This is a genomic window from Stenotrophomonas sp. 364, assembly GCF_009832905.1.
GTDB classification, from domain to species: Bacteria; Pseudomonadota; Gammaproteobacteria; order Xanthomonadales; family Xanthomonadaceae; genus Stenotrophomonas; species Stenotrophomonas maltophilia_AP.
In genome coordinates, this window is the sequence record NZ_CP047135.1 from 2,700,504 (window position 1) to 2,712,884 (window position 12,381).

Sequence of the window (12,381 nt, forward strand, 5' to 3'; positions counted from 1 at the left end):
CAATGATCACCACGACCTGACGGAAGCCGGGCAGAGCCCGGCGCTACGTCAGCGTTCCGTCGGTTACACCGTCGTGACCCGCCCGCGATTTCGTAGAGCCGGGCTCTGCCCGGCTGCACGCGATCAACGATCACCACGACCTGACGGAAGCCGGACAGAGCCCGGCGCTACGTCAGCGTTCCGTCGGTTACACCGTCCTGACCCGCCCGCGATTTCGTAGAGCCGGGCTCTGCCCGGCTGCACGCGATCAATGATCACCACAACCTGACGGAAGCCGGGCAGAGCCCGGCGTACGTTATCGGTCCCCCGTTTACGCCTTCCGCCGGTCGGATCGCCCTTACCCGCCCGCGCTTTCGCAGAACTTCTGCCGGTACTCCATCGCCTTGGGCATCAGCGCCTGCAGGTTCTGGATGCGGGTGCCCGGGTTGGGGTGCGTCGAGGAAAACTCCGGCGGTGCCTGGCCGCCACTGGCCTGGCCCATGCGTTCCCACAGCGGCACCGCCTCGCGCGGATCAAAGCACGCCGCGGCGGCGAGCATCAGGCCCACTTCATCGGCCTGGGTTTCGTGGCTGCGCGCATACGGCAGCAGGTAGCCGTAGCCCATCGCCGACATCATCATCTGTTGCTGTTGCGGGTCCATGCCGCTGGCGGCCCCGGCCATCTGGCCGATCTGGGTCAGCTTCTGCTGGGCCATGCGCTGGGCACCATGGCGCAGCAGGGCATGGGCGATCTCGTGGCCCATCACCACGGCCATCGCATCCACCGTGCGCGCCACCGGAATCAGCCCGGTGTAGACCGCCATCTTGCCGCCGGGCAGGCAGAACGCGTTGGCCTGCTCGGACTGGATCACGTTGACTTCCCACTCGAAGTCGCGCGAGAAATGCGCCGGCTTCAGCCCGTGTTCTTCGGCCAACGCGGTTTCCACCACGTCCACCTTGGCAATCAGCCGCTGTGCAATCGCGCGGACATCGCGCGATACCTGCGCGTTGGGATCCACCGGCCGTTCCTGCGCCAGGATCTCCTGGTAGGCCTGCAGCCCGAGGGCTTTTTCCTGGTTGGCGTCCAGCGCACTGTCGATCAGCACGCTTTCACCGGTGTACGGGTCCACCGCGCGGTTGGAGAACCAGTAGAAGGCGGCATAACCGGCGAACGCCAGCAGCACCCACCAGCGGATGTTGCCGAACAGCCCTGGACGCCGGGCGCGGCCCTGTTGCTGGCCGCCGAATGGATCGTTGCGCATGGTGCAGGTTCCTCGCTGGACCGACGCCACCCTGGCCGGCACGGCGACATCTTAGTGGCTGCGGCGGGATTTGACGTGAGTGCCGGCTCGACGCCCTGGTCAGTCAGATGCCGCGCACCAGGCGAAACCCGATCCGGGCGCTGGTGGTGTCCGAATCCTGCGACTGCCGCCAGGCAGCGCGGGTCTGTTCGGGGGCATTGGCCCAGTTGCCGCCGCGGATGACCCGCTGCCGGCAGCCCGGGTTGAACCAGGCCGCGCCATCGGCCGGCGCGCGCCGGTAGCTGGCATGCCAGCAATCGGCCACCCACTCGCTGAGGTTGCCGGCCACATCGTGCACGCCCCAGGCATTGGGCTCGAAGCTGGCCACCGGCGCCGGGCCCCACCAGCCGTCGCCATAGCCGACGAAGGCGTTGTACCAGCGCCGGCCTGACGGCGAGACATCCTCGGCGCCGGTGAAGTTGCCCGAGCGCGGTGGCGGCGTACCCGCGTCGCCCCACGGGTAGCGGCCACTGCTGCCGGCGCGCAGCACGTATTCGAACTCGGCCTCGCTGGGCAGTCGGTATGAGCGGCCGGTCTGTTCGGACAGCCAGATCGCGTAGTGCTCGGCGTCGCGCACGCTGACGTGCATCACCGGCGAATTGGCCAGCGCCGGGGCACCGTTGTAATCCGATTGCCAGTCCACGCCACTGTGCCGCACGAAATTGCCGCTGCGTTCGTCGTACACGATCGAGTGGCCACGCCGCGTCGCGCGCGGACGGGCGTTGCTGGCCTGCACGTAGCGGCGGAAATCGGCGACGGTGACCTCGGTGATCGACAGGGCGAAGCCGCGCTCGAAACGCACGTAGTGCGAGGGTTTCTCCGCATCGCTGGCCCCCAGCTCGGCGTCCCCGGCGCCCATCTGGAAGCCGCCGTGCGGCACCACGATCATCTGCGGGCCACGGCCTCCATCGCGCAGGGCGTCGCTGAACACCTGGCGCGGCCGGAAACTGCCGTAGTGGGTCACCAGCTCGATGCGTTCGCGCAGCTGCCCCACCACCGGGTCACCGGGCAAGGCCATGCGCAGCGCGTCTTCGAGCTTCTCGCGCGCGGCCTTCAGCCCCTGCGGGGTGGCCAGGTCACGCAGCCCTTCGTCACGCAGGCGGGTCAGCGTATCGGCACGGATGCGCTCGATGCGCTCGAATGCGTCGGCGATGGTGATCGACGAATCCCGCACCTTGGCCGCCTCGGCCAGCCAGGTTCCCGCCGTGGCGAAATCGCTGGCACGCGCGGCGGTTTCAGCGCGGCCGATCAGACCGCTCTCGGCGGCGGCCAGACCTTGGCGGGCGCGGGCGTCGTCGGGATTGAGCGCCAGCGCCTCACGGAAGTTGGGAATGGCGCCATCGCCGTCTTCCCCGATCCGGCCGGCGCGCAGATCCTCTTCGCCGGCACGGTTGTAGGCGATCACCCGCTGCGCCATTTCCACCCGCGACTGCAGCTGGCGAACGCGCGGGTCGTCGGGGGCGATGGTCAGCAGCACCAGGGCCATGTCGCTGGCCTGCGCCACGGCCTCGCGCTGTTTCAACGGCCGGACCAGCAACGCGTTGGCATCCTCCAGCAGCTGCTGGCGTGCGCGCTTCAGCCCGGCCACGGCCTGACGGTCCTTGGCATCGCGCTGCAGCAGCGCGAGCCAGAGCGGAACCGCCGCCTGCGCATCCTCGTACAACCGGCCCTGCTCGAAGGCCTGCGCTGCCTGGCGCCGCGCCGCCGCAACGCCGTCGTCGGCAATCTCCACCGCGGGCGGCTGCCAGCGCTGCACGGTCTCGGCCGCGTCCTGGCCCCCGATGGTCACCCGCGCAGCCGGCGCCGTAGCGGCCGGCTGGGCACGCGCCTGCGGCTTGGCCGCCGCCGCAGGCGGCGGCGGTGCATCGGCCGAGCATGCGGCCAGGGCGACCAGCACACCGGCCAACAGCGACGCGGTAAGGACGAAGTTGCGCAAAATCAGGTTCCTTGCAGCCAGGCACGAGCATTGCTGAATCCGACCGGGTGAGGCAAGCCGCGCCGGCCGCCACGCGGTGACAGGTTCATGATACCGGCGCGCAGGCAGACCACGGCGCGTTATCCTGCTCCCCCTGTGCACCCCCTGCAGTAGATGGAACCCACGTGGCTTATTGGATCAAAACCCCGGCGGAACTGGACGAGCGCTACCGCCAGCGCCCCACCCGCATCGGGCTGGACACCGAATTCATCCGCGAACGCACTTACTGGCCGCAGCTGGCCCTGGTGCAGATGGCCGTTGGCGAGGAGATCCTGCTGATCGACCCGCTGATTCCCGGCATGAACGAGGCCCTGGCCACCTGGCTGGCCGACACCAGCATCCTGAAGATCATGCACAGCGCCAGCGAAGACCTGGTGACCTTCAAGGTCGCCTGCGGCGTGCTGCCACGGCCGCTGTTCGATACCCAGATCGGCGCGGCGCTGGCCGGCATCGGCGGCGGCATGGGCTACCAGAAGCTGGTCAACGCGATCACCGGGGTGACCCTGGCCAAGGGCGAGACGCGCTCGGACTGGATGCGTCGGCCGCTGTCGGAAGCGCAGCTGGACTACGCCGCCGATGACGTGGAGTACCTGTTCGCGATCCACGAGGCGATCGACGCCAGGCTGGACGAGCTGGACCGTCGCCAGTGGTTGCAGGACGACGCCGAACGCCTGCTGGCCAGCGTCGAGAACGACGAAGACCGCTGGCCGCACGTGGCGATGCGCTCGGCGCAGTTCATGGACGCCGCGGCACAGATGCGCCTGCTGCGTCTGCTGCGCTGGCGCGATGTGCAGGCGCGCAGCAGCGACAAGCCGCGCAGCTGGATCCTGGACAACGAACTGGCCGCCCTGCTCGCGCGCACGCCGCCGGCCGACATGGCCGCGCTGGACAAGCTCATGGAAGGGTTCCCGAAAGCACCGCGCAAGCTGCTCTCGCCGGTCTGGGAGGCATTGACCACACCGCTCGACGACGAAGCCGACGCACCGCTGGCCTTGCCCGGCACCGACAGCAACAAGCAGGCCCTGAAGCGTCTGCAGGATGCGGTCAGCGCACGCACCGCCGAACTGGGCCTGCCCGACGGCGTGCTGGCCTCGCGCAAGCATCTGGAAAGCTACCTGGAAAGCCGCCAGTGGCCGAACGCACTGGCCGGCTGGCGCCGCCAGCAGCTGGAGCCGGTGCTGGCACCGTTGCTGCCCGCCGCTTGAACGCACCGCCGCCCGCCGGGCGGCATGCGACACGGTATCGGGGCGTTGGCCCCCGGTACCGCCCGCAGTGAGACGCCGGTGGCGCACGCAGGGCGTGTGTCGCCCTACACTTGCCGCCCCCTTGCCCCGGTGGCGTGCATGATCCAGATTCTGTCCCGATGGCTGCTGCTGGTGCCGCTGGCAACCGCGCTGCTCCCGGCGCTTGCCGACGCATCGGCGTTGCGCGAGGACGACGCACCGGCCGGCAGTTGCCAACCCGACCCCGACAGTTGCCCGCCCTGGATGCCCTCGCAAGCAGATATCCGTGAGGTCATGTCCGACTACTTCTGCGAACTGATCGATAGCGGTGCGCTCGCATCGCCATCGGCCGGGCGGGTAGTGGTCGAGCCATCGCGCATGGCGTGCGCGGCGTTGCATCCCGAGGTCGGCGCCAATTTCGTCTGCGGCGGCGAGGTCCGCGTCGTCCATCCCGACGGCACGCAGCGCTACCACGGCGTCAGCCCCACCCTGCACCACGATGCCGACAACCGTATTGCGATCTACCTGGGCGACGATGACGCCGGCAACGAACGCTGGCACGTGCCTGTATCGCACAGCAGGTCGCGTTACTGCGCCGCGCCGGCAGCACCTTTACCCCAGCGCTGCGCCGCGGCCACCCCGCGATTCTGTACGGCGGGCAACAGCGCGCGCACCGCGCGGTCCCGGGCGTGACTGCAGGCACATCCGCGGCGGTTCAGCGCATGCAAGAGTGAATCGCACGCCGCCTTCCACGCCTGTGCAGGGTGCCGGTGGACGTCGCATTCCGCAGGACTACGCCGAGATGGCGCAGATCCTGCCCATGCTGCTGCGCAAAGGACTTCCATGCATACGATCACCGCCCGACGGACCGCAGCTTCCTCCCACTCCACCGTGCGCGGTCTGCGCCGGTGGCTGGGCCTGTTACTCCTGTGCGTTGCCGCCAGCGCCAGCGCCGCCGACGACCTGCAGACACGCATCGCCCAGGCGATGCAGGGCACCGCCACCCCGGCCATGGGCGTGCTCGTGATCCGCGAGGGCAAGGTCGCCGAACAGGCAGTCAGCGGCGTGCGTCGCAACGATGCCCGCACCGCCGCAACCCACAGCGATGCCTGGATGATCGGCTCCACCGGCAAGCCGATCACCGTGGCGATGATCGCGCGGCTGGTCGAACAGGGCGTGCTGACGTGGGACGCACCGTTGTCGGCGATGCTGCCCGACCTGGCCGCGCAGATGCAGCCGGCCTACCGCGGTGTCACGCTGGTCCAGCTGTTGTCGCACCGCGCCGGCCTGCCGGAGAACCTCAGCGATGGCGCCGCGCTGGATGCCTTCTTCACCGACATCCGCGCCCTGCCGGTGCAACGCGAGGCCTACATCAGGGCCGCCTTGTCCGAAGCACCGGTGCATCCGCCGGGCACGGAATTTGCCTACAGCAACAGCGGTTTCCTGGTCGCGGCGGTGATCGCCGAGCGCGCCACCGGCACGGACGTGGAGACGCTGATCCAGCGCGAGGTATTCCAGCCGCTGGGCATGACCGGGGCCGGGTTCGGCGCACCGCCGGCCGGGCAACTGCTGGGCCATCGTGCCGGCAAGCCCGTCACTGCCGCAGCGCAGAAGGCGGATGACGGCGTACCGCCGCTTTACACCGCGGCTGGCAACCTGCACATGCGTCTGCAGGACCTGGCGCTGTTTGCCATGGATCAGCTGGCCGGTAGCCGCGGCCAGGGCAAGCTACTCACCCCGGCGTCGTATGCGCTGATGCAGACCGCGCAGCCGGGCAGTCCCTCCGGACTGGATTGGGGCGTGCAGCCGTCCATCGCCGGCCGCCAGGGCCCGGTGTTGGTGCACGGCGGATCGGATGGCAACTGGCTGGCCTGGGTGGTGCTGTTCCCCGCGCAGAACAGCGGCGTGATTGCCATCGCCAACGCCGCCGAGGACATGGGCGCCGACAAGGCCAGCATGGGCCTGCTCGGTGGTCTGTTCGCCGAACTGGCGCCGGCCGCCACCCCGGCCGCGAAGTAGTCCACGCACGACGCCCTGTACGCGCAGGGCGTCGTTGCCTGTGTCACGGAAGGCCGTCACGGCAGGCGGCAGATTGCCTAGAATGCGCGTCCGATTCTCTGCAAGGACGCTGTTCCCCATGGCGCATTCCCCCCACGACGCGCTGACCCTACGCCGCAACGCGCGCGATGCCCTGCACCAGCACCGCTTCGATGACGTCGACCGGCTGCTGGGCGAGATGGAACAGCAGTGGCTCGACGGCAGCACCACGCGCTTCGGCTACGGTTGGCTGCTGGCCACCCTGCTTGATCCTGCGCAGGACCTGCCCACCCGGCTTGAGCAGGCGCGGCAGTGGTGTGCGCACCAGCCGCACAGCCCGCATCCCTGGGCCGTGCTGGGTGCGCTGTGGGATCGCGCCTGCGGGCGCATCCGTTCCAGCGAAACCATCGAAACCATCCGCCAGGTGCAATGGGACGCGGCCGGCCTGGCCCGCGACCACGCGATGGCTGCCTGGCTGCATACCATTGCACGGCATCCGCGCCCGGCCTTCGTGCTGGGTCGCATGCTGCGCATGTCCTGCTACCTGGGCGAACCGCGCTGGCTGCAGCAGCTGCAGCGCGGTGGCCGTGCCGATCTGTACAACGCGCAGCAGCACCAGGATCCGGATGGATTTGCGGCCGCCGTGGCGTTGTTGGCGCCGTATGGCCGCCCGTTGGAGGCCCTGCCCGCCCTGCCGCCGCTGCTGGCCGGGCGCGGCGAAGAAGCGTTCGAGTACGCCGCCGATTACTGGCTGCAGCAGGCCTTGGCGATCCGTGCCAACGACACCGACGCGCTGGAAACCTACCTGTACTACCTGTACCCGCGCTGGGGCGGCAGCCATGCGGTGATGCAGGACTTCATCGATGGCCCCGAGGCCTCGCGGTTGATGCTGCCGCAGCGCAACCGCCTGCGCGTGATCAAGGAACGCGACTGGCTCTATTTCCACCCCGACGCCGAGCATGCCGAGGACGTGGCCCAGCACGACCAGGCCTACGCTGCGCTGCTCGACCTGCACCTGGATGCATCGACGCGGGCCCAGGTGTTGTGCTGGTGGGCGATGCTGGACTACCACCTGGGCCGCGACGAACCGCAGGAAAACGAGGTGCACTGGGATCCGGCGCGGATGGCGCACGCGCGGGACTGCCTGGCCGAAGCACTCGCGCTGGACCCCGCCTGCGTGGTCGATGAAGGCTTAACCGTGCTGGAAGCCTGCGCCCTGTTTGCACACGTCGAAGGCGCCGACAGGCTCTTTGCGCAGGCGCTGGCCAGTGTCGAAGACTGGACCGACAGCGCGCATGCGCTGGCGTGGCTGGCGGCCGGACGCCAATCCGGCCTGTTCGGCTTCAGCGTCGACGCCGCGTTGGCCACCCAACACCTGCGCGGGGCGCTGGCCATGGCGCGGGAAGACGAGGTCGACCTGTCCACCGTGGCGGCCAACCTGTTCTGCGCAGTGTCCGCCCCGGCGGGTCTGCAGATGCTGCTGGAGCTCGGCGCGGCCGGTGATCCGCGCTCGATGGCGACCCTGGTGGACCTGTACCGCGGGCGTGTCGGCGGCCAGGACTTTCCTGCCTTCATCGATCCGGCGCAGGAAAGCGCGTGGACCGAACGGGCCATCGCCGCTGGCGACCTGGTGGTGATCTACAACCGCGCCTGGCAGCTGGGCGTCGCCTTCGAGCAGACCCCCGACCCGGCGCTCCAGCAACAGTCGCGCGCGCTCTATCGCCGCTGCGTCGATGAAGCCGCGCCCCACGACCGGGTCTGGCGGCCCGCGCACAAGAACCTGGCGGTGCTGCTGTACCAGGGCGAAGAGGACGCCGACAAGCAGGAAGCGGTATTCGACCTGCTCGGGCCGCTGTGGTGGCGCGGCGACAGCGCGACCCGGGCATGGGCGGCCGGCTTCCTGGCCGATGTCTTCCACTTCGGCAACGGCGTGCCTGCCAACGCATTCCTTGCCAAGACATGGCTGGAGCGCGCCGCCGAAGCCGACCCGGACAACGACGACGTGCTGCGCATGCGCCCGCTGATCGACGGCCAGGGCAAGCTGTTCGGGGCCAGCCGTGCCGCGCGCCAGCAGGCCCGCGACCGCGAGGCGGTGGACCTGCGCAGCTGGCAGCTCACTTTCGGCCAGCATGCCGTGCCGGACCGGCACGACGTCCAGCCGGTCTGAGACGGGGAAGCCGACCAACGGTCGGCTCTACCTGGGGGCGAAGAATCAAACGCAGCCGCGCGCCTTCAACACGGCCCAGCGGTCCGGGCCGATCGCCTTGCGCAGGCCAGGCAATGGATCGATGCTGCCGGTGTTGTCGGCCACCGCCACCACGAAATCGTCGGTGGTGTTCAGCAGGGCGCGGCGCTCGGGGGCATCCAGCCATGCCGCCACGTTCTTGAGCACACGCATGGCCGATGCGCTGCTTTGGCGCAGTTCCATGTACTGGCTGTGGCGTTGGCAGGCCTCGGTCAGTGCTGGCTCGGTGAACCAGTGCTCTTCGCCGTCGCCCTGCACCGCGCGGATCTCGTCGGGTGCCCACAGGTAGTACCGCGCCTCGTCGTCGCCACGGTCGAGCACCGCCTGCCGGTAAGGCTGCCGGCCCCACACCAGGAAGGGCGGCCAGGCCGCCGGCACGTCTTCCTCGGTGAAGCACAGCAGCAGGCAGTACAGCGGCTCGCCGGACCGAATACGTCGCAGCTGTGCGCTGATCGCCTCGATCAGCAACCGCTCCACCTCGGCAGTCACCTTGGCCAGGGTTTCGCCCGGACGCGGGCGCTGGTACTCCAGGCGGCGTTCGCCGCTGCGCCGGCCATTGGCATCGAGGTACTCCAGCACGATCGTGTCGAGCTGGCCGGCGGCGTTGTAGGTATAGACGTTCTGGCACCACCAGGTGCGCTCGCGCATGGACCAGTTTTCGATCACCACCCGCTGCAGCCGGTCGCCCTCCCAATGGTAGGTCTCGTTGAAACCGCGATCGTCGGTGATCAGGTCCAGCCCCTGCAGCTTGCCGTCGTGCTCGCGCCATTCCCAGCCCGATTCGATGTCACCGTCGTCAAACGACAGGCTGTGGCGCACACCGGGCGCATGCAGCCACGCCGTGATCGCGCCGCGCGTTCCGCATTCAATCACTACCCGCCCCTGCGCATCGAAGCCATGGCGTACGTGCTTGTCGGGGTCCGCCTTGTCATCGGTGACCCACCGCGCTTTTGGCCCGCCCTGCTTCTCCTGCAGGAACGGCGTGGCGAACGCCATCGACTCGGTCGCCCAGCGCCACTGCACCACTGCGGCCTTGCAGCTGGCCACCAGCGTCCTGGCCGCGACGGGATCGGAGTAGGTCGTGTAGAGCTGCCGGAGCATCGTCAAGGTCCTTTCCACGTGGGGCATCGGGGCAACCGCGCGTCCGATGCGGGCCGGGGACCATAGCACGCAACGCACAACGCCCTGCATGGGCAGGGCGTTGTGGAATTACCTCAGTGTCAGCGTCGGCAGCGCGCGAACGCGCCGCCGATGCAGCCGAACTCACCAGTTCATGTTGAGCGAAACGCCCACGGTGCGCGGTTCGTTGTACACCGCCGCCATGTAGTTCTCGATCACACCCTTGAGGTTCTTCTCATTGGTAATGTTGCGCGCGAACAGGGCCACTTCCCACGCACCGTAGTTGCCGGAGTAGCCCAGCTTCAGGCCACCTTCGAAGCTGCCCTTGGAGTTGAACTCGGCCGAGTCGTACAGCACGAAGCTGGTGTAACCCTGCTTGTTCCAGTCGGTGGACACGAAGAACACATCGCTGTCGTTGACCGGCACGTCGTAGCGTGCGGCCAGGTTGATGTTGTACTTCGGCGCATTCGGCAGCGGGTTGCCGTTGATCTGGGCAAACGTGTTCGCACCGACCTTGATGGTCGGGTCGTTCACGGTGCACACCACCGCGCCGTTCAGGGCACACACCTGGGCGTACACGCGGTCGTCCTGGATCTCGCTATGCAGCAGGCTCACGCCGGCGCTCAGGCTCAGGTTCGGAATCGGGCGCAGCTGCATGTCCGCTTCCAGGCCGTAGGCCTTGGCTTTGTCGGCGTTGAACAGCACGCCGTTGCCGTCCGAATCGTTGCCGTTGAGCTGGATGTCGTTAACCACGTAGGTGAACGCGGCTGCGTTCACGCGCAGGCGGTTGTCCCACAGGCTGCTCTTGATGCCCGCTTCCCAGGACAGGATGGTCTCCGAATCGGCGGTGGTGAAATCGGCGTTGAACACCGCCGAACGGCCCTGGATGGTCGGGCCACGGAAGCCACGGGCCACGCGCGCATACACGCTGAACTGCGGGTTGAACGCGTACATCGCGCTCACGTCCCAGCTCGGGGTGGTGTCGGCCATTTCCACGTCGGTGCGACCCTTGTAGGTCACCACGCCGGCGGCGGTGTCGGCGGTCTTGAGCAGGCGGGTGTGCTTCTCGTCGCGGGTCTGGCGCACGCCGGCGGTCAGGGTGAACTTGTCGGTCACGTCATAGCTGACCTGGCCGAAACCGGCCCAGGAGGTATTGACATTCCGCAGGCGCACCCAGTTGTTCGGGTTGCGCGCGTTGCCCTGCAGGAACCAGGCGCGCTGGTAGAAATCGGTGGTGTCGCGGCCGTCGAAGTAGAACGCGCCCACCTGCCACTTCAGGCGGTTGTCATCGCCATTGGCCAGGCGCACTTCCTGGGTCCACTGGTCCAGGTCGCGGATCTGACCCATCGACTGGCCATAGCCGTTCGGCAGGCCGTTGACCGGGTAGTTCACCGCCGCGCCGCCATCGGTGTCGCCGCGGCTGTAGCCGGAGGTGGTTTCGTAGGCGGTGATCGAGGTCAGCGACAGGTCGCCGAAGTCGTACACGGCCTTCACCGAACCGCCGTAGGTCTTGTACGACTGCGGGTTGTTGTCGGCTTCGTCGTAGGCCACGCGGTCACGCGCCACGTCGGTCTTGTTGGAGCCCTTGGTGATCGCACCACGCAGGAACAGGGTCGAGGTGCCGTCGTAGTCGCGCGCGTGGGCCGAAGCCAGCAGCGAGAAGTTGTCGGTCGGCTGCAGCAGCAGCTGGGCGCGCACGTTGCGGTCGTCGAAGCCGCCCATCGCATTCTTGCGCGGGGCCACGGTGCCGTCGGCGCTGGGGCCGGTGTAGGTGTTGTCGACGTAGTCATCGCGGTGCTGGTACAGCGCCGACACGCGGAACGAGGCGATGTCGTTGATCGCACCACCCACGCCGCCATCGATGGCCACGCTGCCGAAGCTGCCGTAGCTGGCCTGCACGCGCCCGCTGGATTCCTGGCTCGGCTTGATGGTGTCGAACTTGACGATGCCGGCGGTGGTGTTGCGGCCGAACAGCGTGCCCTGCGGGCCGCGCAGCACTTCGATCTGGTCCACGTCGTAGACCGGGTTGGATTTCAGCACCACGTGCTCCAGCACCACGTCGTCCTGGATGATCGAGACGGGCTGCGAGGCACCCAGGTAGAAGTCGATATTGCCCAGGCCACGGATGTAGAAGCGCGGGAAGATGCGCCCGGTGGTGGTTTCGGCGTAGAAGCTGGGTACCTTGCCTGACAGCGCCAGCAGGGTGTCGTCGCCGCCGGCGGTGTAGTCACGGATCTGCTCGCCCTGGACCACGCCCACCGACACCGGCACTTCCTGCAGGTTGCGCTCGCGGTGGTCGGCGTTGACGGTGATGGTGTCCAGCGAGGTCGGCGACGCGTCCTGTGCCATCGCGGTGCCGGCCAGGCCGAACAGCGAGGCGGTGGCGCAGGCCAGCGCCAGTGCATGGCGGCGCGGCAGCGCGGTGGAATGACGGGACGGCAGCGACACGGAGGTGGTGCGGAAGGCAGGCATGCAGGGGTCTCGGGGAGTACAGATCGGGTGG

Annotated in this window: 8 protein-coding genes; 4 read left to right on the top strand and 4 right to left on the bottom strand. The window is 68.5% G+C overall.

All coding sequences use genetic code 11. The features are described from left to right. Positions 1-337: 337 nt before the first annotated feature. Positions 338-1,240, bottom strand: a complete 903-nt coding sequence (locus GQ674_RS12280) for a M48 family metallopeptidase (RefSeq protein ID WP_038687367.1) — start codon at positions 1,238-1,240, stop codon at positions 338-340. A gap of 103 nt (positions 1,241-1,343) precedes the next feature. Beyond that, complete coding sequence (locus GQ674_RS12285; RefSeq protein WP_159497306.1) at positions 1,344-3,215, bottom strand: formylglycine-generating enzyme family protein; 1,872 nt, start codon at positions 3,213-3,215, stop codon at positions 1,344-1,346. Positions 3,216-3,379: 164 nt separating this feature from the next. Here GQ674_RS12285 and rnd point away from each other — a divergent pair, with 164 nt between their 5' ends. The 4 genes from rnd (at position 3,380) to GQ674_RS12305 (ending at position 8,681) form a co-directional block, all read left to right on the top strand. Beyond that, entirely contained in the window at positions 3,380-4,459 is a 1,080-nt protein-coding gene (gene rnd / locus GQ674_RS12290; protein WP_159497307.1) for a ribonuclease D, read from the top strand. Between the two features lie 138 nt (positions 4,460-4,597). Next, entirely contained in the window at positions 4,598-5,170 is a 573-nt protein-coding gene (locus tag GQ674_RS12295; protein ID WP_159497308.1) for a hypothetical protein, read from the top strand. A 150-nt stretch (positions 5,171-5,320) separates the two neighbouring features. Beyond that, complete coding sequence (locus GQ674_RS12300; protein ID WP_159497309.1) at positions 5,321-6,496, top strand: serine hydrolase domain-containing protein; 1,176 nt, start codon at positions 5,321-5,323, stop codon at positions 6,494-6,496. A gap of 118 nt (positions 6,497-6,614) precedes the next feature. Beyond that, complete coding sequence (locus tag GQ674_RS12305; RefSeq protein ID WP_159497310.1) at positions 6,615-8,681, top strand: DUF4034 domain-containing protein; 2,067 nt, start codon at positions 6,615-6,617, stop codon at positions 8,679-8,681. Between the two features lie 45 nt (positions 8,682-8,726). Here the strand turns inward: GQ674_RS12305 and GQ674_RS12310 are convergent, their stop codons facing one another. Then, positions 8,727-9,860: a hypothetical protein gene (locus tag GQ674_RS12310; RefSeq protein WP_159497311.1), complete on the bottom strand. Its 1,134-nt coding sequence runs from the start codon at positions 9,858-9,860 to the stop codon at positions 8,727-8,729. A 162-nt stretch (positions 9,861-10,022) separates the two neighbouring features. Then, complete coding sequence (locus tag GQ674_RS12315) at positions 10,023-12,350, bottom strand: TonB-dependent receptor (protein WP_159497312.1); 2,328 nt, start codon at positions 12,348-12,350, stop codon at positions 10,023-10,025. Positions 12,351-12,381: the final 31 nt, after the last annotated feature.